Genomic DNA, 22107 nt, shown 5'->3' on the forward strand with positions numbered 1-22107 from the left:
GGTTGCAGATGTCGAAAATCGATCTGGCGATCGAGGGGTTTCCCGGTCGCCAGCCTACAACATCCGCCGTTCAGCGGAACGTAAGGCTTTGGCTGTGCCTCTTGCTCGTGGCAGCGGACATGGCCGCTCTCGCAACTGGCTTTGGTCTTGGCTTGCGCGCGGCTGGCGTGCCCTTACTCTTTTCGGGGCTATGGCAACCACTTGGCGGAGGCATGATCGTCTACGGGATCGTCGCCTTCCACAATCAGGCATTCAATCCCGTCTGCCTGACTCAATTAACGCCCAGCTTGCGCAATGCATCGCTTGCGCTGGCTGGGACGCTGCTGATCTTCCTGCTCACGGTTTTCTCGCTGAAGGCGACCGGTCATCTTTCGCGGCTGGGCATTTCGGCGGGCATTCTTTGCAGTGCGACTCTGTTGGTTATGCAGCGCCTGGTCATCGTTCGCATGGTGCGGAGACATTTCAGCGACAATTTGTTCGCACAACTGATGATCATCGATGGAGGCATGATTCCTGAAGATGTCAGCGGCATGGTGATTGTCGATGCGGAAGGTGCAGGCATCAAGGCAGACCTAGACGATCCTTATATGTTGCACAGACTAGGCACCTTGCTGCGCGACTTCGACCGAGTGGTCATATCCTGTCCTGCCGATCGCAAGACGGATTGGGCTCAAATGCTCAAGGGCGGCAATATCCTGGGCGAGATCATCGTACCGGAACTGGATTCGATGGCGCCCTTGGCTGTGCAAACATATCGCGGCGTTTCCACTCTCGTCGTGGCGCGCGGTCCTCTGAATCTCGCAAACCGCGCGCAAAAGCGGCTTTTGGATATTGCCATCACGGTCCCGCTGCTGATCGCACTGGCACCTTTGCTGGTTGCGATCGCGATCGCGATCCGGCTCGATTCACCCGGCCCCATCTTCTTCAAACAAGAACGTATCGGCCGCGGAAATCGACTGTTCCACATTCTGAAGTTCCGAAGCATGCGCGTTGAACAATGTGATGCCGCTGGCGCCTCATCCACACGACGGGATGATGATCGCATCACTCGAGTAGGTGCGTTCATCCGCAAAACCAGCATCGATGAACTGCCTCAACTGATCAATGTTCTGCTAGGCGAGATGAGCCTGGTGGGACCGCGTCCTCACGCTCTGGGCTCGACAGCGGAAGAACAGCTATTCTGGCAAGTCGACCGCCAATATTGGCATCGCCACGCACTAAAGCCGGGCATCACGGGTCTTGCTCAAATCCGCGGATTCCGTGGCGCTACCGAGACGCGCCGAGACATTCTAAATCGGGTAGAGGCTGACCTGGAATATCTCCACGGCTGGAGCCTGATGCGCGACATCGCTATCCTGATCGGTACATTCAACGTCCTGATTCATCGCAACGCCTACTGAAGGGCAGGCGGTATCGCCCTCTACGTAGGATTTTTGCACCACCTCATTGAATTTGCGACGGAATGAGTGACGATCGGCGCTTACGTGAACTATTTGTTAAGCGTAAAATAGGATATGTCTGCTATCTCGAACAGGGCGGACAAATCACGTGGCAGACGATCTTGCGCCGGTTGCCGTTGCGCAACATTCTTCCTTTGATAGCAACAAGGATTGTGCGCCCAAACTGGTGTACTCATCCTTCGCGGATCGCGCCGATCGCGGCGTCGAAATTCTGTCCCGTTGGGCAGGGATCGTCACCTTCGCAGCTGCAACCTGTTCGATCATCTGGTATTTGGTCTGACCAAGACTCAGCTTAATCTTGCTGCCAGATGAACAGCGTCCGGTTTGATACCTTGCTGGCAGATTAACAGCCCTCAACCGCAACAAAGCGCCGATGATCGCTCGTTTTCACGATGAAACGAAGCGTGGCATAGTCGCGACAAGCTGCATGTTAAGAGGTTCGTTTTGCGCGCAAAGGCGCCTAGCATGCCCTTATTGCTGCAATGCAATAAAGGGTTGCACATTTGGTTATCACTTACACTCTACATTTTTGGAGGCGCTTTAACGCGCCTGCAAGCCATGATCTTTCTCCGGTCACGCGGGTGGTTGCCGCAGCCATAAGCTGTGCTGCGCTCACTGCTCTGCCCTGTCCCGTCAGCGCTCAGACGGCTACGGTCGATGACGCTTCACGGCTCAAGACGATGGGCCTCCATGCGACGGCTGGCGTCGACCTTCTATATGACGACAATGTTTATCGTGTGGATGATCGGCTGGAGAATCCCACCGACGACATCATCGTAACGCCTTGGGCTGAACTGACTTATGGGAAGCCGATAGGACGACATGACCTGCTGCTGAGAGGCCGGGTCGGCTATGATCAGTTTATTTCGGAAGGGCAGCGCAGCAAATTGCGCCTCGACGCCGAAGCGAAGGCAGTCATTCGTTTTGGCGCGACCTGTTCCATCACGCCAGTTGCATCTTACAGGCAACAGCGTGCCGATTATGGCGACATCAATCAGCAGACGGAAAATCTGCAGCGGTTCACCACTTTTGGCGCAGACCTGAGTTGCGAGCGTCCGGGCCTGTTCCCAGTGGCATCCTACCGTCGCGACATGACCCGCAACGATAACGCCTTCGATTATGCGGATCAGACCAGCGACACATTTGTTGCCGGGATCGGCTATAACATGCCGAGCCTGGGTACGCTGACCGCCTTTTACGAGCGCGTGAACAGCGATCGGAACAAGCTTGGCATCGAAAATCGAACCAACAGTTATGGCCTGCGGTTCAAACGTCAGGTGTCGCCGATCACACAACTTGATGCCGAGGTGCGCTGGCTGGATGTGAGCAGCGATTCGGCAGCCGTTGGCAATTATGATGGCCCAGGCTGGGATGTGAGTATTTCGACCAGCATCGTTCCCCGGCTCAAACTCACAGCGACGACAGAGCGCAGCATTGTTAACGACAGCCTCATAGCCAGTGGTTTTGCCATCCGGACCAGATATCGACTGGAGGGCGAATTCGCCATTTCGGAACTCACCTCTGCCGGACTCTACGGCGAACTGGAGCGGCGCAGGTTCCGCCAGGACGCGGCTTTGCGGCCATTTTCCATAACCGCTGACCGCAACCAGCGGTTCGGAGCAATGCTGAAACGCAAATTGTCGGATCGCGTCGACATCTCGCTCGATGCGCAACGCTACAAGCGGCGCACCGATACGGATGTGGCCGAATATAGCGGGACCCAGGTGACACTGGGCACGGCGATCCGATTTTGACCTCGAACATAAAGGAGCATGAACTGTGAATGCAGAGGCTCTCCTGACCAGCTTCTCGATCTTCCTTGCAGTCGCCGGGGCAGCACCCGTTGGCGCGCAGACGGCCGAAATGGCGGTCACTACCGCGACGCCGTCGACTAAGCCCCAAGCTGATGCAGGCTATCAATTGGGGCCGGACGACGAAGTGAGGATTGCGATCTTCGGTCAACCAGACCTGTCATCCACGACCCGCATCAAGGAAGACGGCACCGTTACACTCGCCTTGATCGGCCCGATTCAGGCGCGGGGCAAGACGACGTCGCAACTGGCTCAGGCAATCGCGGCCAGTTACGCGAGCGGAGGCTTCCTCGCCAATCCTTCGGTCAACGTCGAGGTGAGCAACTATGTCAGCCGCTTCGTGACCGTTCTGGGCAATGTGCCCCAAGCGGGCAATTATCCGCTTGATCGCAATTATACGGTCGCGTCGATGCTTGCCAAGGCTGGCGGCTCGACGAAGGACGGGGCTAACGCCGTCATCCTGACGCCAGCCGATGGCAGCGGCGCCGTCCGCATCTCGCTCGCCGACATGGCTGTCGGGGGCAGTCGCCAGCTGAAGCCTGGGGACATCTTGTTCGTCCCGCCAGCCGAGAAGGTTTATGTCTACGGCCAGGTGCAGCAGCCTGGCGCCTTCTCGTTCGCGCCGGGTCAGAGCTTCCGCCAAGCGCTCGCACTGGCGGGAGGGCCAACACTCGCAGGTTCTACCAAGCGCATAAAAGTACGCCGGGGAGGCAAGGAAATACAGGCGAACCTGGATGATCCGGTTCAGCCTGAGGACGTCCTCATCATCCGGGAGAAGCTGTTTTGACGACAATCGATCATGGCTTCGCGCAGGATCGGTCCAGCGGCATGCGGGACTGGCTCCTGTCTTTTCGCCGCAGCACGGCACGTGCCGAGACTCCCAATGGTGGGCCGCGCTCGGCAATGGCTGAGCCGCTGCTGCTCGACACGCCCGTGGCGCCGGGGTTCCGGCAACAGCAAGATGAGATGGCGGACGTGCCGCGCGCCCTTTCGATGGGAGCGATGGCCGCGCCCCTGAAGCCGATCAGCTTGCGGCGGGATTCCATCTACAGCGCTTTCAGCACGGCGATGCCGGTGACGGATCGTCACGGGCTGGCGGGACGGAATAGCGAGTTGGAGAAGCTGGTCGAGGCGATCGTCGTTCAGCGGAAGCATGCGGTCATTTTTGGTACGCGGGGGTCGGGCAAGACTTCGTTGGCGCGGGTTTTTGGCGATCTGGCGGATGAGGCCGGATGCGTTGCGCTTTATGGATCGGCGAGTGGCGACGCTGACTTCGATGCGTTGTTCCGGCCGTTCCTCAGCGAGCTACCGATGAGTGCGGCTGGGCAGGAAAAAGCGCGGAAATTAATGAATGAAACCATTGATGGAACGCGGTTGGCGAACCTGTTGGTGGAAGACGTACGGCAGCGTACGATTTTGATCCTGGATGAGTATGATCGGGTCCGGTCGGATGAGGCAAAGTCGGATGTGGCAACGCTGCTGAAGCTGCTGACTGACATTCATTCGCCGGTTCAGGTGGTGCTGGTGGGCATCGCGGGAGATGTGGATGGGCTGATCGCGGCGCATCCATCATTGCGGCGGCATATCGCGCCGCAACGGGTCGCGCCGATCCCCAAGCTGGAGCTGGAACGGCTGCTGATGAGCTGCGCGGACAATGCGCGGCTGAGCCTTGACCCCGACGCGCTCGATGCGCTGGCGGGCGCGGCGATGGGGTCGCCCTATCATGCGCGGTTGTTCGGCATGCAGGCGGCACTCGTCACCGAGTCAGCTGGACGCGAGCGCATGACGCTGGCCGACGTGGAGCAGGGCCTCGCGTCTGCACTCGAAGATTGGGCGGAGATGAGCGGCGCAACCCACGCGCTGTTCCGCCGCGTGCTTTGGGAAGCCAAGGCGAGCCGCCGGATGATCGCGCTGGCAGGCGTGGCTGCTTCGCAGATGTCGGTCATTTCCTATGATCGGCTGGTTCGGCTGGGCCATGAGGTGCTCGGCGGCGGATCGATCAATGAAGGTCAGGCGGCCGATGCAATGCGGCGGCTGGAGCCCGCGCTCACGCCGATGCCCGGCGGCGAGCTGTTCATGTTCGAAGACACGCTGGCGCCCCAATTTCTGTTGTTGATGGCGAAGCAGCCGGTGCCAGCGACGCCCCCTGCCCCCACCCCCGCCGAAGAGATGCGGGCCATGTTGCGAGGAGTTGACGGGCTATGACCATGAACCCGATCGATCTGCTGTCGGCCGTACAGGCGCGATGGCGGACGGCGGCGCTGCTGGGCGGCGCGCTGTTCCTCATCATCGCCATTCTGGCCTTCGTCCAGCCGCGCCAATATGCGGCGACAACCTCGCTGCTGCTGGACCTGTCGCAGACGGACCCCACGGATGCCAACAACCAGCCCGGCGTTCGCGTCGAGGTGGATAGCATCCTAGGCACGCAGACCGATGTCATCCGATCCGCCAAGGTGATCAATGCCGTCGCCAAGGAAGCCGGTTTCGTCGATGCCCTGCCCAAGGACATTCCGCTCGACGCGCGCGTGCAGCAAGCCGCCGACCGGGTGCGGGCCAATCTGACCGTAACGACGGGTCGTCAGAGCAATGTGCTGCAACTGCAATATCTGGATGCCGACCCGGCGGTAGCGGCCAAGGTCGCGAACCTTGCCGCGCAGATATACATGCGCGAACAGGTCGAACTGCGCGCATCCCCCGCGCGCGGTTCCGCCAAATGGTTCGACGAGCAGACCCAGGAAGTGCGCCGCCGCTACGAACTGGCGCAGAAACGGCTGTCCGATTTCCAGCGGGCGCATGACATTATCGGCATCAACCGCATGGATCTTGAAGCCGAGAAGCTGAAGAACATGTCCTATCAGCTGACCCAGGCGCAGGCCGAGGCGGCGGCGGCGCGATCCAAGGCGGGCGCAGGTTCCGTTTCGGACATTGAAGGATCGCTGATCGTCCAGAATTTGCAGGAGCAGGTCGCGACCCAATCGGGCCGTGTTTCGGAGCTGTCAAAGACGCTGGGTCCGAACCACCCAAGCATGGTCGCGGCGAACGCGCAATTGTCGGAACTGCAATCCAAGCTGGCGTCCGCGCGATCGAGCCAGGCGGGCGCGGTGAATGCGAACAGCGTCGCTGCAAACCGCCGTGAAGGCGACCTTAAGTCCAACATGGCGGGTCAGGAAGATCGCATGATCCGCATGTCCGACGTGCAGGACCAGTTGATGGTCATGCAACGGGACGTGGATGCCGCACGACAGACCTACGATACGGTTCGGCAGCGCTTCAACGAGGCCACGCTGAAAAGCCAGATCTCGCAGCCCAACGCCAGCCTGCTGGATGAAGCGTCCGTACCGCTGTTGCCAGCCAAGCCCAATCTGATGCTGTGGCTGATCGCAGGGGTCGCCCTGGGCCTGATCGGCGGGGTGGCGGCAGTCGTGATCGCCGAGATCCTGACGCCTCGCGTTCGATCCGCCGCTGGTGTCGCAAAGGCGACCGAAGTTGAAGTCATCACCGAACTGCTGCCCGTCCCGACCCGGGGCGGCTGGTTCCTCAATCGGCAGGAGGCCGCATGAGACTGCGTTCCACGGCAGGCGCCCCACCCCAGTTGATGCCCGGCGGCGGAATCGCTGCGCTACGCCCCAGAGGGCGGGACAAGCAGAGCTTTGCCAAGCTGGCGGTGGATCATGGGTTCCTGGCGGAATCCGACGTCACCCGCGTTGACATGCATGCGCGCGAACATGGCCTTGCCTTCCACGAGGCGGCTGTTGAGATGGGCGCGCTGGATACCGAGGCGGCAAATCTGCTGGCGGCGCTGGCAGGTGGGTTTTCGCTGTTGCCAGCGGGTGACGAGCGGATCGACCCGGCGGTGGTCGCGGCCTTCGACCCCGCAAGTCCCTATGCAGCCAAGGTAAGGACGATCCGGGCGAAGATGCGGTCAGCCGCGAAGGCGGGCGATCCATCCGCACTACGGCTGGCAGTGCTGTCCGTTGATGCCGGGGATGAGGCCGCGGTCATGGCCGCGAACCTTGCCGTCGTACTGGCGCAGATGGACGGGCAGACCATGTTGATTGACGTCGACATGGGCAACCCGTCGCTCGACCGGCTGTTCCGGGTAGCGAACAAGGCGGGTCTCGCCGAACAGTTGATGGGCAGCGCGGCATTGCTACCCGCCGCCAAGACCGCGATCGAGGGATTGTGGCTGATGACCGCCGGGCGCGCTTCCGGCAGTGCGTCGAGCCTGATCACACGCGGCCCGCTGGCCGACACGGCCAATGGATGGGGCCTCAAGGAAACATCGATGCTGTTCTACCTTGCCGAGCGCAAGGGCGAGCAGACGCCGGTTGGCAGCATTTTGGCGGGCTTTGACGCCGTGGTCATCGTGGCGCGGCGTGGCGATACCACCATCGCCGATTTGCGCCGCATCATCGACGATCTGGACCGGCAGGGCGTACCGATCGCCGGGACGGTCATTGCATGAGCGCGGAGCGAGCAATCCCTCAGCCTTTTCCTTCCGTCGAGCCGCAAGACAAGAGCGTGCTGGTCGGCGGCGTGCCGGTTTCCACCCTCTCGCTTGATGCCCTGATTACGAAGATGGTGCGTGAAGCGCCGCTGCGCCGAATGCAGAAGGAAGCGCCGTTGCTGGTGTTCGACTGCAATGGACAGGGGCTGTCGATGAATGCTCTTGATGCGGGATTCCGCGCCGATCTGGCTCAGGCAGACCTGATCCACGCCGATGGGCAAATTATCGTCATGGCGTCACGCTGGTTCAGCAACACGCCGATCGCCGACCGATCAAGCACCACCGACATGTTCATCGACAGCCTACCACAGGCAGCCGCGGGCGATGTCCGCTATTATCTGCTGGGCGGCGAAGAGAAGGTGAACGCCGAATGTGCGCGGCGGATCACCGATGCGACGCCGGGCCTGAAGCTGGCCGGGCGGCGCAATGGCTTCTGGAGCGCGGAAGAGGAAGATGCGCTGATCGAGGAGATCAACGCGGCGGCGCCGGACGTGCTGTGGGTCGGGACGGGAAAGCCTCGCGAGCAGTCCTTTTGCGTCCGCAACCGGCACCGGATCAAGGCGGGGTGGATCGTCACTTGCGGCGGCCTGTTCAACTATGTGACGGGTGACTATCCGCGTGCGCCGATGTGGATGCAGAATGCGGGGCTTGAGTGGCTGCACCGGATGGTCACACGGCCCCGGCAGTTGGCCTGGCGCTACATCACCACCAATCCCCATGCGCTATGGCTGATCTGGAAGCATCGCCATGGCTGATGGGACAGTGGTTGCGCAGGCCCACCCCCTAACCCCCTCGCGCTTGCGGGAGGGGGAAAACAGGGAGCGCCCCCCCTCCCGCTTGCGGGAGGGGGAAGAGTCCTCCGGCTCGCCGGAGACGCGCGTGCGGAAACTTGGAAGCATCTTTGGGCGCTTCGGCTTGGCCAGCCTGTCGTCCGCGATCGTGTCGGTCAGTCATCTGGCCGTGCAACTGTTTTCCATTCATCATCTGGGCACGGCGGCAATCGGCACGCTGGCCTTCCTGCTGGTCATCATCCAGTTCGGGTACAGCCTGTCGAACGCGCTGGTTTCGACGCCCTATACGATCGCGGTCAATCAGGACGACGACACCGATCACCAGTCCTTTGACTTCTTCTTTCCGGTGAACCTGTTGCTGGCGGTCAGTCAGGGTTTGATCTGCGCGGCGATTGCCTGGGCGACGGCTTCCACTGCTGCGGCGGCGATGTTCGGACTGGCGGGCACCTTGTCCCTGGTGCGGTGGTTCGGGCGATCCAATGCCTATGCGCATCATCGGCCCGCGCGGGCGGCGCGATCCGATCTTGCCTATGCCGGGACGATCGTCGCGGGACTTCTGGTGGCTTCCCGAACGGGTGCGGACCTCGCGAGTATCGGCGCGATGTTGGTGGTGGCCAGCATCACGGGGCTGCTGCCGTTCGGCCTTTCCTATTTGCGGCGGCATTTCAGCATGCGTCCGACGAGGGCTCTGAGCGCCTATCGCCCCGTGTGGCGGGAGCAATCGGGCTGGACGTTGGTGGGGGTGCTGTCGACCGAAGCTACATCCAACGCGCATAGCTATATCGTGACGCTGCTCGCTGGTCCGACGGCCTTTGCGCCTGTCGCGGTGGGGATGCTGTTCTTCCGGCCGGTCAATGTGTGCATAACTGCCCTTACCCAGCTGGAACGACCGCGCATGACCCGGGCCGTGGCGCGCGGCGATCATGACGCGGCGATCACGTCCGAGCGCGTCTTCATGGGCGCGCTGCTGTTCCTGTGGGCGGGCACGTGCGCGCTGGCGGCGGTCGTGCTGTTCATCTTTCCCCAACTGATCCTGAAGCCGACGCTTGATTGGCAGTTGGTCGCAATCGCGGTGGGGCTGTGCGCCCTGCTTTCGCTGGTTCAGTGCGTGCAGACGCCGATGAGCGTCATGACGCAGGCGCGCAAGGCGTTCCGGCCGCTTGCCCATCAAAGCTTGCGCAGTTGTGGCGTCGGCATTGTGGCGGTGACGCTGCTGACGCTGGCGGTTGCGCCTATTTTCTCGATCGCTGGCGTCGTGCTGTCGCAGCTGGTGATGATGTTGGGCATCTGGCAGTTGGACCGCAAATGGCGGGCGAGCCAGCGAGCGGAAGGCTAAAGCCCATGGCGTCAACATGGCACCGCACTGGCCTTGCGCCCTCCCTCCCCGCTCCTGCTGCATCGCGGGAAAGTCGGGTGGTTCTGGTCGCTCAGATTTTCTACTTCATATTCCTGATGATGGTCTTCATCGGCCAGCAGCCTTTCGCGTCGCGTACGCAGGATGAGCTCGTCGCGATGGCGGCGGACAATGACGGGTCGGACCTGTTCAAGCAGGCGCTGTTCATCGGCTTTGCGCTGCTGCTGACGGGAGTGCAGATATTCCGTCAGCATCCGCTGAAATACCGTTTCACCTTCTGGCCGCTGGCGATCATGCTGGTCTGGTTCCTGATCACCTGTAGCTGGGGCGTCGATCCGTTCGTGTCCTTCAAGCGGGTGATGCAGCAGTTCATCGTGATCTACATCACCTTCTGTGCATTGGCGCTGATCGGGCCGGAACGGCTGTTCACCGCCCTGCGATGGGCGTTGATTACCTCGCTGCTCATATGTTGGATTTCGATGCCGCTGACCTCCGCAGCGGTGCATCCGCCGACCGAGAGCGACAAGGCTTTGATTGGGGCGTGGCGAGGGTTCTTCTTTCACAAGAATATCGCGGGCGCTGTGATGGCGTTGTGCTTCATCGTGTGCGGCAATGCGTGGGTAGATCGCCGGAAATGGTATTATGCTTTGTTCGCGATCATGGCGTTCGTCTTCGTGATCGGGACGAAGAGCAAGACGTCGCTGGCGCTGTGCATCGGCATGCTGGCGATCAGCAACATCTACCGGGCGCTGAGCGACAATACGCAAAAGCGGGCGATCCTGCTGATCATGCTCGGGTTCGGGATGGTCGGGTTTCTGGCGCTCTACATCGCCTATCAGCCGACGATCGAACGGCTGTTCGCTGATCCGACGAGCTTTACCGGGCGCGTGTCGATCTGGCGCGTGGCGTTGGACTATCTGGCCGATCATCCGTTCCTGGGGGCGGGTTTCGGGGGCTTCTGGCAGGTGGGGGCAAACTCCCCGGCGCATGATTATCTGAACCAGCAATTCCAGATGCTGACGGCGCATTCGCATGATGGATATCTGGAGATTTGGGTGACGACCGGGCCTTTAGGACTGGCCATGCTGCTGGTGAGCTTTCTTGCCCTGCCCGCTTATTGGTTCCTGACCGGATCGACCAAGGAGAACCAGCATCTGATGGTTCCGGCTTTCGCCATCTGGGTGTTCGTCATGTACCAGAATCTGCTGGAGACCTCCTTCTTCGACAAGGACCGGCAGGTCTGGGTGATCTTCCTCGCGGCGGTCGCCACCGCGCACGCGACTTTCAAGGCCAAGCCGCGCCCGCAATGGCAGCGGCGGCACATTTCTTCCCCGGAGGCTGTTGATGGCTAGGGTTATTATCTGCATCCCGACGTGCAATCGGCCGCAAGGGTTGCAGCGGACGCTGGAGTCGATTGCGGCGCTGGAAACGCGTCACAAGCTGGAGGTGCTGGTCGCCGACAATGACGCCGCGCGGGCCGAGGGCATGGGCGTGGTCGAGCGGCTGGCTTCGCAAGGCTATCGCTGGCCGATCAAGGCGCGGTTGGTGGCTGAACGGGGGATACCCGTGGTACGCAATGCTCTGGTTGCGGGGGCGCTGGGACGGCCGGGCGTGACGCATGTCGCGATGCTGGACGATGACGAGGCCGCCTCGCCCGGTTGGATCGATGCGCTGGTGGATACCGCCATGCGCTGGAATGCCGATGTCGTGGGGGGAGCCGTAGCGCGGGAGATGGACGCGCGGGTTGCGCCCTGGGCCGCGCGGCATCCCTTGTTGCAAGCCAAGCGGCGCGGGACGTCAGGGCCTGTCGCGCTCGTCGATAGCACGGCCAACGTGCTGATCTCCGCGCAGGCGCTGCACCATATGGGCGAACGGCCGTTCGATGAGCGTATGGCGCTGACCGGGGGGTCGGACAAGCAGTTGTTCAGCCGGATGGCGCGCAAGGGCTTTCGCTTTGCCTGGTCGGAGGAGGCTCTGGTGACGGAGCTTATTCCGGCGAGCCGGGTCACTACCAAATGGCTGCTGATGCGCGGCTATCGGCTGGGGATGACCGACATGATGGTCGAGCGGTTCCACAGGGGGCGGCTACGCACTCTGGTGGGCGAAGCGCCACGCATCGCCGCCGGGTTTCTGGTCGGGACGCTGGGCGCTGCGGCCACTCTGGACCGGGGCAAGCGCGTTGTGCGGCTGGGCAAGCTCTACCGCGCCGTCGGCAAGATCGCTGGCATCGCGGGCTTCCGTTACGAAGAATATCGAAAGGTGCATGGCGCATGAGCGATGCTGCTCCCTTCTTCTCCGTCGTCATCCCGCTCTATAATCGGGCCGATATCGTGGGTGACACGATCCGGTCGGTGCGAGCGCAGGACTGGCAGGATTTTGAAATCGTCGTGATCGATGATGGATCGCGCGATAATCCGGCGCCGGTGATCGAAGCCATTGGCGACCCGCGCGTGCGCTATATCAGGCAGGATAATGCCGGGGGTGGAGCCGCGCGCAATCATGGGATCAAGGCCGCGCGGGGCCGATATATCGCTTTCCTCGATTCCGACGACCTCTTCCTGCCGGGCAAGCTGTCGATCATGGCGCAGGCGCTGAAGGATGATGACGGCCGCACGGTCCTCTATTCCAGGATGAAGGTGGACCGGGGCGTCGATCGTTACTGGATCAGGCCTGATCGCGGCATACGGGACGGCGAGGATGTTGGCGAATATCTGTTCTGCGCCAACCAGTTCATGCAGACATCGACCATGGTCGTGCCGAGCGAGATGGCCCGCCAGGTGCTGTTCGATCCAGCGTTGAAGAAGGGACAGGATCTCGACTTCTGCGTCAGGTTGCAGGGCGCTGGCGCGCGGTTCAAGATGATCGACGAGCCGCTGACGGTGTGGCTGGACGCGACGGAAGATGGCCGCACATCCTATGTCCGGGGTTATGAAACCTCGCTGGACTGGCTCGATCGCTGCGGTCACATGCTCACTGATCGAGCACGGCGCGGCTATCGCGCGACGGTTCTGGCCTATCACATGGCGCCCGTGCGCCCCGTCGCTGCGCTACGCGATCTGGTGATCGGCATGTTCGCAGGAGGGGTGCCGCCACGGGTGGTCGCGCGGCAGATATTGCGATCCTACCTTCCAAAGCCGCTCTACCGTTCGCTGGTCAACCTGTTCGTACTTCGGTTCGGCAAGGGCGAACCCGCCCATGGCGGAGCGCGGTCGTGATGAGCGCCTGGCAACCTCCATCGCAGCTTCAGGCTGCCGTCGCGCAACCGCTTTTTTCGGTTGTCATCCCTACCTATCAACGCCGCGACGCGGTCGTGGCGGCGGTGCTTTCCGCACTGGAGCAGAGCATCGCGGTGATCGAAGTGATCGTAGTCGTCGATGGATCGACCGACGGCACCGAACTGGCGCTGGGCGCGATCAAGGACCCGCGCCTGACCGTCGTCGTCCAGCAGAACCGGGGTGCGTCGGCGGCGCGCAACGCCGGTGTCGATCGCGCACGCGGGCGCTACATCGCCTTTCTGGATTGCGATGACCGTTTCCTGCCGCATCACCTTGCCGACCTGCTGCCCCTGCTGGAGGAGAGTGACGATGTCGTCGCTTATGGGCAGGTGCTGGCCGACAGGGGCGGCGGAAGGAATTTCCTTAAGCCTCCGCGGGCCATACAAAGGAATGAGCCGGTCGATCGTTACCTGATGTGCGATCGGGGCTTCATCCAGACCAGCAGCGTCGCGCTGAGCCGTTCGCTCGCCGAAAAGGTCCGTTATCGCGAAGATGTGAAGTTCGGGGATGACACCGATTTCGCGTTGCGGTTGTCGCTGGCGGGCGCGCGTTTCGTGATGGCCAGTCGCCCCGGTACGATCTGGGCAGACCGTCAGGCAGAGGACAGGCTGTCGCAAATCCGGGGGAGTGTAGGCAGCCTGACCTGGCTGGCGGACCTGCGCCCCCATATCTCGGCGCGGGCTTTTTCGGGATATATGGGTTGGCATGCAGCAAAGAGCATCTGGCCGACCAAACGGCTTCGGGCCATCCGCTACTATCTGACGGCATTGTTCCATGGCGCCTATGGACCGCGCCTGGCGGGCGCGGTGCTGATGCAGATCGTTCTGCCGGACGGCGTTTATCGCAAAATCTGTGACCGCTGGATCGATGTCACGCGACTGTTGAGCGGGCGGAGGCAAAGCCTGTGAGGCGCCGGGATTTTCTGGCGGGGGCAGCGACGCTGGCGGCCTGCTCTCCCATGCCGCCCGGCGCCGCGCGCGTCGTGTCGCGCGAAGGATTGGCCGATCATGCCAAGGCTTCCAGGCGCTATTTCGGCGCGGCCGTGAAATCGCGATTGCTGCGCGAAGACAGCGCGTATCGCGCAACAGTGGCGCGGGAATGCGACATTCTGGTGCAGGAATATGAACTGAAGCGCGGAACCACCGAACCCAAGCCCGGCAAATATGACTTTAGCGGCGCTGACCAGATCATCGACTTTGCGCAAGCGCATGGGATGCGGGCGCGCGGACACACATTGGTCTGGTACACGGCCAATCCGCCCTGGCTGGAACCGGCGGTGCAACAGGCAAGCGATACGCAGCAACGACAGTTGATGACCGGCTATATCGACGTTGCCATGCGGCGCTACGCGGGCCGGATTTCCGAATGGGACGTGGTCAATGAAACACTTGAGCCCAATCAGGGCCGAGCCGACGGGATGCGCGCCGAGAATCTATGGATGAAAGCCATGGGCGAGCAATATATCGACCTTGCCTTTCATCGTGCGCGGGAAGTCGATGGCGAGGCCACGCTGTTTCTAGGCGACTATGGGCTGGAGCATAACTCCCCGCGCTGCGAACGGCGGCGAACCGCCATGCTGAAGCTGCTCGATCGTTTGATGAGCCGGGGTGTGCCTGTGGATGCCATCGGCATTCAGGGGCATCTGAAACCCTATAGGGAGCCGTTCAATCAGCGGCAATTTGCCGATTTTCTGGAAACGCTAAGCGGATATGGTTTGAAGCTGGCGATCACCGAACTGGATATCGCCGACCGGGGCGGGCCACCCAATCCGGACAAGCGCGACCGTGAGGTTGCGGCCTTTGCCAAGGCTTTCCTCGACGTAGCGCTGGATAATCCGGCGATGGGATCAGTCCTGTGCTGGGGTGTGTCGGACAGAGATTCATGGCTGTCCAAATATCCCGAATATAAATGGCCTGACGGGCAGCTATCCCGTGGTCTACCCTTTGACGGTAAAATGGCCCGGAAGCCATTTTGGGACGCAATTGCTGGCGCCTTCGATGCGGCGCCGCCTGCAAGGAGGAACCGGGCATGAGGGTCGCCTCACTCACCGGCCTGCGCGGGGTCGCAGCCGTTTCCGTCCTGTTTTATCACATCCCGCATCAACCGGCCTTTTCGCAGTTTGCGATCCCGCTTTTCTCGCGGGCCTATCTGGCGGTCGACCTGTTCTTCATCCTGAGCGGCTTCGTCATTTCCTATGGCTATCATGACCGGGTGGTGAAGCATCTGAGCCGAGCGAGCTATGTAGATTTCCTGATCAATCGCATGGCGCGGGTCTGGCCGCTGCACCTGATCGTCACATTGGTCTTTGGGCTGCGCATCCTGCTCAACGTGTCGGGCAATCAGTCGATCGAGTTGAACCCGGCCAATATCCTCAGCAACCTGTTCATGGTGCAGAGCTGGGGTTGGGGAACGCAGCCCATCGCAGGCAATAGCTGGTCTGTCAGCACGGAAGTCGCCGCCTACCTCATCTATCCGCTGATCGCGATCCTTGCCTTTTCGCGCTGGGCATGGGCACAGGCGGCGATCTGCATTGGATTGCTGCTGTTCGTGGCATCATCGGGACTGGGGGCCAGCGGGCCGCTCGACGTCAATGACAGTGACAGCGTGCTGACGCTGCTGCGCTGCCTTGCGGGCTTTTCGCTGGGCGTGCTGACATATCGTGTTGCGGATCATCCTTTGTCCAAGGCCGTGATTGGTCGCAAAGGCGGCTTTGCGGCGGTTTGCGGTCTGATCGCGCTGGCGCTACTGTTGCCGGGAGCTGACGTGCTGGTTGTGTGCCTGATGCCCGCGCTGGTGCTGAGCTGCTATTATGACGGGCCAGCCGCGCGCGCGGTAATGGCTAATCGGCTAAGCTTTCACCTAGGCCTGATCAGCTATTCCATCTATCTTTGGCATCCACTGGTGCGCGACGTCGCCGCGCGCGCAATGGGCGTGGCGCAGCGGCATGGAATCGTCGGGGTGGACTGGCTGTTCGTGCTTGGGATGCTGGTCGTCACCTGGCTGATCTGCTGGGTCAGCTATTTGCTGATCGAGGTGCGAGGGCATCAGTTCATCAAATGGCTGCAAAAGGGGCGTCCGCAACGTCCCACAGCGCTGGAACCGGCGGCGCCATGATGGGCAAGCCGATATGGATTGCGGTTCCGACGTTCCGGCGCCCAGCCGAATTGCGGCACTTGCTGGAGACGCTGGCAAAGATGGTGCAGCGGCAGGATGTCATGGTGCTGGTCGCCGACAATGACGGGAACGCGGCAGAGGGCGCGGCTGTCGTGGAGGCTTTGCGGAATAGCGGCTATCCCTTGCCCCTCACGCTATTGCCGGTAGTCGAGCCGGGGCTTTGCTCGGTTCGCAATGCGATATGTGATGCTGCGATGGCCGATCCCGCTATGCGGTTCATTGCGATGATCGATGATGATGAGTGGCCGCAGCCGGGCTGGCTCGACGCGCTGCTTGCCTGTCAGGCGCAGGTGGGCGCCGATGTGGTCGCGGGGCCTGTTGATTTTCACTTCAAGGATGGGCCGCCACGATGGGCGCATCAGACTTTGGTGTTCCGGCCGGAGCAGCGTGCATGGGGGGCGACGGGCATGTTGTGGGCGAGCAATAACCTGCTGGTGAACCGCAGGGCGCTGGAGATGGTGCAACGGCCGTGGTTCGATATGCGCTTCAACAGCAGCGGGGGTGAAGATCTGGATTTCCTTGCGCGGTTGCGAGAAGCGGCCGCGCGGTTCGCCTGGGCACCCGATGCGCGCGTCAGCGAATGGGTGCCGCCGGAACGGGCGAAGCTGAGCTGGGTGTTGAAACGGATGTGGCGGATCGGATTTACCGAGACGCTGGCGCGGCGGAAGCGGCGGCCAGGGCGCATTGCGCAGGTTGCCCTGTTGGGTAGGACGCTGGGCATACTGACGCTGCGCACCGCAGGGCTTGCAGGACTGATCCTGCCCGGCGTCCGCCGCGTGGACGTTGCCGGGCAGTGGGTCAAATGCTGGGGGCGCCTCTATGCCCTGTCAGGCGGCGCCCATAGCCATTATGGCGCGCTGTAGATGCGCAGGCTCTTGATAATCATGTCTCCTGAGCCATCATCATAGGCGCCGCTGGTCTTCACCGCGACGTCCATGATCGGATACCAGCGGTGCCCCTGGAAGGGATTGACCGACTGATATGTTTCGACCCCGTCCACGAACCAGGTGATATAATCGCGTTGAATATCGACGGCGAAGCGGTGGAAGTCTTGGGCGAAGCCATTGAGGCCGTAAGCCTGCTCAGCCTGGATCGTGACGCCCCGCTGGAAGCTGCGGACGCCGTCCTTGCCGCCATGAATGGTCTGGGCGATATGACGATCGAAGTCCCAGTAGCTTTGATAGCCGAAGCCTTCATAGATATCGATTTCGGGCGGCCATCCGCTGGTGGAGATCAGCCAGAATGCGGGCCATGACCCACGGCGGTTGGGCATCCGGGCCACCCATTCATATTGGCCGTAGCCGATCTGCGAAGCGGTGAAGTTGCGGCCATCCAGCACCGATGCGCCATAATACCAGTTTTGGCCTTCATACCAGATGGGCGACTTCAGCTTCTGGCTGTGCAGGACAAGGCCCTGTGTGCCCCAATATACCGGGCCTTCAATGCCGGGGAACAGCGATGAATCGAGATAAAGGCCGGTCTCGCCATTCGCAACCTGGGTACGGCCATGAGACAGCGAGGTCGCCCAGCGATTCCAGCCGCCGTCGGGCGAGCGCTTGTGCGTTTCCTTTTTCAGCTCGAACTGGAGCGTGCCTGTTGCCGCGAAAGTCCGGGGCTGGCGGAAAGTGCCGGTTGCCTTGGGTGTCGGCGCGACGGCGCTGGTCGCGGTGATGGTTGCGAGCGACTGCCCCTGGAGGCCGCCCCAGGGCGCTTCCCGCAGCTTTAACTGGAACTGCTGTCCCTCCGCGAGGCCGCTGATCGGTACACCGACCGTTTGGACGAGCGGATCGCCGGGGCGGAAGATCACTACAGTATCTACCGTCTGGTAGTTGTAGCCGGACAGCGCGCGCAGCGTGCCTGACCCGTTCACGGTAATGACCCGCGCGATGACGGTGTTTGGCGTCGGACGATCCAGCGTTACCGGCACATAGGCAGTGCCGCTGCCTGGATGGACGGTCGCATTGCCTAGCGACAGGGTCGACTTGTCCGGCAGCTTTGTACCATTGGCAAAATCGAATGTGGAAAAGCTGGATGAAACGGTCGAAGTGGTATCGGTCGATAGCGAAGTTGTCGAAGTGGTTGTCGATGTCGATCCACTGCTGAGCAGAGTCGTGGTTGACCCCATCTGCAAGTTAGTCGATGTCGATCCACTCGATAACATCGTTGCGGCCCCCGCCGCCATGACGCATAGAAGCGATAATCCGGCTCCACACATGGAGCCGGTCAGTTTGATATTCATTTTTGCAACCCCCGCTTATTAGCCCCTTGAGGGTCCTATACGAAGATTAACAAAAACTTCCGGTCAAGCACGGCTCATCGCAAAGCTGGAGCATTTGCGATGAGCCGATACAGGTGAGCTTTATTCCGCTGCCTGGATGAGCGTTTCAAGCTCCGGTTCTGCGCCCCTGCCTACGCTGACATAGGAGAAGCCCGCCGCTTCCGCGTCGGCGGCCCGGTAGATGTTGCGAAGATCGACAAGGCCCTCACCGCTCATCACGCATCGCAGGCGCGGCAGGTCGAGCGCACGGAGCGCGTCCCATTCGGTGACGATCACCACCGCCGCAGCGCCCTGGGCGGCCTCATAGGGATTGGCGCAGAAATCGACACCGCGCAGCATGGATCGAGCGGCCTCCATTCCTTCCGGATCATAGGCGCGGACCTGGGCACCCGCATCCTGCAACGCCTGGATGATCGAGAGTGATGGCGCGTCCCGCATGTCGTCCGTGTTCGGCTTGAAGGTCAAGCCCAGCACGCCGATCGTCTTGCCGCGAACGGAACCGTTGCACACAGCGACCACTTTGCGGGCCATGGCACGCTTGCGGCTTTCGTTGATCGCAACGGTTGTTTCGATGAGGCGGATCGGCGCGCCCGCGTCTTCAGCCGTTTTCACCAGCGCCAGCGTATCTTTCGGGAAGCAGGAGCCGCCATAGCCGGGACCAGCATGGAGGAACTTGCTGCCGATGCGGTTGTCGAGGCCGATGCCGCGCGCAACCTGCTGAACGTCCGCGCCGACATGTTCGCACAGTTCCGCGATCTCGTTGATGTAGGTGATCTTCATCGCAAGGAAGGCGTTCGCGGCATATTTGATAAGCTCGCTGGTGCGTCGGCCGGTAAACTGAATCGGTGCCTGGTTCAGATAAAGCGGGCGATACACCTCCTCCATCAAAGGCCGGGCGCGATCATCCTCGATGCCGATGACGATGCGATCAGGCCGCTTGAAATCCTGGATCGCCGCGCCTTCGCGTAGGAATTCAGGGTTGGAGGCGACAGCAAACTCCGCAGCCGGGTTGGCTTCGCGGATGATGCGATCCACTTCATCGCCTGTTCCGACGGGAACAGTCGATTTGGTGACGACGACCGTAAAGCCACGCAATGCGGACGCGATTTCGCGAGCGGCATCATAGACGTAGCTAAGGTCGGCGTGACCATCGCCCCGGCGCGCAGGCGTGCCAACGGCGATGAAGACGACGTCCGCCTCCGCCACCGAAGCCGCCAGGTCCGTGGTGAAGGTAAGGCGCCCTCCCTTCACATTGCGCGCGATCAGGTCGGCGAGCCCCGGTTCGTATATCGGCACGCCGCCGTCGCGTAGCACTTCGATCTTGGCTACGTCCTTGTCTACGCAGACGACATCATGCCCAAAGTCGGCAAGGCATGCGCCCGAAACCAGCCCAACATAGCCCGATCCGGTCATCACGATCCGCATCACCTATTCTCCTTAACAAGCGGCTCCCCCTTGCGCAGCGATCCGGAGAAAAAGGCGCAAAAAGCCGATCCCGCGAGCGCGGGACTGATGGGCTTAGCCTTTCGCCATGGATCGGATGCCCAAGCGTGAAGCCCGACATCCAAAAGCTGGAACCAGCCAGCTATTGATGCAGCGCAGCATAGCGTCTCGCACTGAGTTGATGCAACGCAACCTGCCGCTAAGCAGACACATATGGGCGTGGAACCAGCCAGTTGCTGGTAGGAAACCGTGTCAGATGCCGCCAGCGAAGACCGGCCAGCCGCCTTGCTCCAGTCGAGCGCTCAAATCGGCAATGCACTGCTCCAGCACTGCGGCCCGGGTTGAGCGGATGACGAAGTTTGCCCCCGTCCGGCCATCCCGGAAGAAGGGATAGCTGCCGATCTGGCAGCCTTCATGCGTGCGCTCCGTCGCGGCGAGAAGGTCGGCTATTTCGCTTTCAGCAACCCAGCAGCCAATCTGCGCCGACAGCAAGGGTTGGCCGCCCTCCAACGTGCCGGTCAGCATGTCGAGCATGCCAGCCGTGATGTGCGGCACACCCGCCATGATGAAGATATTGCCATGTCGAATGCCAGGCGCGCCGGACATGCGGTTTTCGATAAGATCGGAACCGGCAGGCACCCTGGCCATGCGCAGCCGGGCGTCGGTCAGCCCGCCCCGCGTTTCATAATAGCCCTGGAGCATGGCGCGGGCCTGCGGATGAATTTCGACATCGACATCAAGGGCGCGAGCGATCGCATCGACAGTGATGTCATCGTGCGTGGGTCCGATGCCTCCGGTGGTGAACAGATAATCGTGGCGCACCCGAAGCGCATTTACCGCTTCAACGATGGAGTCGCTGTCGTCCGCGATCACGCGTACTTCCCGCAGCCTGATTCCCTGTACATTCAGCCAGGACGCGATCTGCGCGATATTCTTGTCCTGGGTTCGGCCGGACAGAATCTCGTCTCCGATCACGATCAGCGCGGCGGTCCAGATACGTTCGGTTACGGGCATGAGGCTGGCCATAGCGTTTGACGCGTCGGCTGCCTAGCCCGACACGATCGGGGCCTCGCAATATCGTGCTGCGCCGACTATAACCGGGACATGACCGAATATATGACGATGACGGCCGATGCGCCGATTTCGCGATCGACCGCGATCAAATTGTATGACGCCGCTGGTTTCGAAGGCATGCGCAAGGCGGGACGGCTCGCTGCCGAAATCCTTGATGCGCTGGTGCCGCATGTGGTGCCGGGCGTGACCACGGGCGAACTGGACGACATCGTCCGGCGCATGACACTCGACGGCGGCGGCGTGCCAGCCACCCTTGGCTATCGCGGCTATACGCACAGCTGCTGCATCTCGCTCAACAATGTCATTTGCCATGGCATCCCGGGCGACATGAAGCTGAAGGATGGCGATATCCTGAATATCGACGTGACGCCGCTGGTCGATGGGTGGCACGGCGATACCAGCCGGATGTTCATTGTCGGCGAGACCAGCATCAAGGCACGGCGGCTGGTAGAAGTGACCTATGAATGCCTGATGCTGGGCATCGAACAGGCAAAGCCCGGCAACCATCTGGGCGACATCGGCCATGCTATTCAGAAGCACGCCGAAAAACATCGCTATGGCGTGGTCCGCGATTTTTGCGGCCATGGTTTGGGCCGCGTTTTTCACGACAGTCCCGAAGTCGTCCATATCGGCCGACCGGGCGCTGGGCCGGAACTGCGCCCCGGCATGTTCTTCACCATCGAACCTATGATCAACATCGGAAAGCCCGGCGTGAAGATGCTGGAAGACGGATGGACCGCCGTCACGCGTGATCGCACGCTGTCCGCGCAGTTCGAACATAGCATCGGGATTACCGAAACTGGCTGCGAGATTTTCACGAAGAGCCCGGCCGGGCTCGACACACCGCCCTATTGAGCTGAAAAACACTGCCTAAAAATCGGGCACAGTGGGACAATATTGCCCTGAAATCAGGCAATATGGACAAAGATTGCGGCATCGC

General features: G+C 61.5%; 20 protein-coding genes. 17 read left to right on the top strand and 3 right to left on the bottom strand.

The genetic code is table 11. The features are described from left to right. Positions 1-8 precede the first annotated feature (8 nt). From ACZ5TH_RS05585 to ACZ5TH_RS05660, 16 genes are all read left to right on the top strand, one after another. Entirely contained in the window at positions 9-1400 is a 1392-nt protein-coding gene (locus ACZ5TH_RS05585) for a sugar transferase (RefSeq protein ID WP_464794899.1), read from the top strand. 148 nt (positions 1401-1548) lie between these two features. Beyond that, positions 1549-1740: a hypothetical protein gene (locus tag ACZ5TH_RS05590; RefSeq protein ID WP_464794900.1), complete on the top strand. Its 192-nt coding sequence runs from the start codon at positions 1549-1551 to the stop codon at positions 1738-1740. A 400-nt stretch (positions 1741-2140) separates the two neighbouring features. Further along, positions 2141-3214, top strand: coding sequence for a hypothetical protein (locus ACZ5TH_RS05595; RefSeq protein ID WP_464794901.1), 1074 nt, complete (start codon positions 2141-2143; stop codon positions 3212-3214). 25 nt (positions 3215-3239) lie between these two features. Further along, positions 3240-4058, top strand: coding sequence for a polysaccharide biosynthesis/export family protein (locus tag ACZ5TH_RS05600; RefSeq protein ID WP_464794902.1), 819 nt, complete (start codon positions 3240-3242; stop codon positions 4056-4058). Then, entirely contained in the window at positions 4055-5476 is a 1422-nt protein-coding gene (locus ACZ5TH_RS05605) for an ATP-binding protein (RefSeq protein WP_464794903.1), read from the top strand. Before ACZ5TH_RS05600 ends, ACZ5TH_RS05605 begins: the two co-directional genes overlap by 4 nt. Continuing rightward, positions 5473-6831 (top strand): GNVR domain-containing protein, encoded by a 1359-nt coding sequence (locus tag ACZ5TH_RS05610; protein WP_464794904.1) that lies wholly within the window; start codon positions 5473-5475, stop codon positions 6829-6831. Before ACZ5TH_RS05605 ends, ACZ5TH_RS05610 begins: the two co-directional genes overlap by 4 nt. Further along, positions 6828-7736 carry a P-loop NTPase family protein gene (locus ACZ5TH_RS05615; protein ID WP_464794905.1) on the top strand — a complete coding sequence of 303 codons (909 nt, stop codon included), beginning with the start codon at positions 6828-6830 and terminating at the stop codon, positions 7734-7736. The genes ACZ5TH_RS05610 and ACZ5TH_RS05615 overlap by 4 nt, the downstream gene beginning before the upstream one ends. Continuing rightward, entirely contained in the window at positions 7733-8533 is an 801-nt protein-coding gene (locus ACZ5TH_RS05620) for a WecB/TagA/CpsF family glycosyltransferase (RefSeq protein WP_464794906.1), read from the top strand. Before ACZ5TH_RS05615 ends, ACZ5TH_RS05620 begins: the two co-directional genes overlap by 4 nt. A 124-nt stretch (positions 8534-8657) precedes the next feature. Then, positions 8658-9905 carry a polysaccharide biosynthesis protein gene (locus ACZ5TH_RS05625; RefSeq protein ID WP_464794907.1) on the top strand — a complete coding sequence of 416 codons (1248 nt, stop codon included), beginning with the start codon at positions 8658-8660 and terminating at the stop codon, positions 9903-9905. Positions 9906-9910: 5 nt separating this feature from the next. Beyond that, complete coding sequence (locus ACZ5TH_RS05630) at positions 9911-11275, top strand: O-antigen ligase family protein (RefSeq protein WP_464794908.1); 1365 nt, start codon at positions 9911-9913, stop codon at positions 11273-11275. Beyond that, positions 11268-12197: a glycosyltransferase family 2 protein gene (locus ACZ5TH_RS05635; protein WP_464794909.1), complete on the top strand. Its 930-nt coding sequence runs from the start codon at positions 11268-11270 to the stop codon at positions 12195-12197. The genes ACZ5TH_RS05630 and ACZ5TH_RS05635 overlap by 8 nt, the downstream gene beginning before the upstream one ends. After that, the gene (locus ACZ5TH_RS05640; RefSeq protein WP_464794910.1) at positions 12194-13138 is read left to right on the top strand and encodes a glycosyltransferase family 2 protein; all 945 of its coding nucleotides are present in this window, start codon (positions 12194-12196) and stop codon (positions 13136-13138) included. The genes ACZ5TH_RS05635 and ACZ5TH_RS05640 overlap by 4 nt, the downstream gene beginning before the upstream one ends. Beyond that, a complete protein-coding gene (locus ACZ5TH_RS05645) occupies positions 13138-14106 on the top strand; it encodes a glycosyltransferase family 2 protein (RefSeq protein WP_464794911.1) in 969 nt (322 codons plus the stop codon). Before ACZ5TH_RS05640 ends, ACZ5TH_RS05645 begins: the two co-directional genes overlap by 1 nt. Then, on the top strand, positions 14103-15230 hold the full coding sequence (locus ACZ5TH_RS05650; protein WP_460985952.1) for an endo-1,4-beta-xylanase: 1128 nt from the start codon (positions 14103-14105) through the stop codon (positions 15228-15230). Before ACZ5TH_RS05645 ends, ACZ5TH_RS05650 begins: the two co-directional genes overlap by 4 nt. After that, complete coding sequence (locus tag ACZ5TH_RS05655) at positions 15227-16312, top strand: acyltransferase family protein (RefSeq protein WP_464794912.1); 1086 nt, start codon at positions 15227-15229, stop codon at positions 16310-16312. Before ACZ5TH_RS05650 ends, ACZ5TH_RS05655 begins: the two co-directional genes overlap by 4 nt. Beyond that, a complete protein-coding gene (locus ACZ5TH_RS05660; protein ID WP_464794913.1) occupies positions 16309-17235 on the top strand; it encodes a glycosyltransferase family 2 protein in 927 nt (308 codons plus the stop codon). The genes ACZ5TH_RS05655 and ACZ5TH_RS05660 overlap by 4 nt, the downstream gene beginning before the upstream one ends. Here ACZ5TH_RS05660 and ACZ5TH_RS05665 read toward each other — a convergent pair. The 3 genes from ACZ5TH_RS05665 to ACZ5TH_RS05675 all read right to left on the bottom strand — a co-directional run bounded on the left by ACZ5TH_RS05665 (position 17220) and on the right by ACZ5TH_RS05675 (position 21119). After that, positions 17220-18611: a glycoside hydrolase family 16 protein gene (locus ACZ5TH_RS05665; protein ID WP_464794914.1), complete on the bottom strand. Its 1392-nt coding sequence runs from the start codon at positions 18609-18611 to the stop codon at positions 17220-17222. The two genes, ACZ5TH_RS05660 and ACZ5TH_RS05665, sit on opposite strands and share 16 nt — an antisense overlap. A 120-nt stretch (positions 18612-18731) precedes the next feature. Continuing rightward, on the bottom strand, positions 18732-20075 hold the full coding sequence (locus tag ACZ5TH_RS05670) for a UDP-glucose dehydrogenase family protein (protein WP_464794915.1): 1344 nt from the start codon (positions 20073-20075) through the stop codon (positions 18732-18734). A gap of 270 nt (positions 20076-20345) precedes the next feature. Continuing rightward, a complete protein-coding gene (locus ACZ5TH_RS05675) occupies positions 20346-21119 on the bottom strand; it encodes a competence/damage-inducible protein A (protein WP_464794916.1) in 774 nt (257 codons plus the stop codon). A 78-nt stretch (positions 21120-21197) separates the two neighbouring features. Between ACZ5TH_RS05675 and map the strand changes: the two genes are divergently transcribed. Then, the gene (map, locus tag ACZ5TH_RS05680) at positions 21198-22022 is read left to right on the top strand and encodes a type I methionyl aminopeptidase (RefSeq protein WP_464794917.1); all 825 of its coding nucleotides are present in this window, start codon (positions 21198-21200) and stop codon (positions 22020-22022) included. Positions 22023-22107 lie beyond the last annotated feature (85 nt).

This window comes from Sphingobium sp. TomTYG73 (assembly GCF_055394245.1).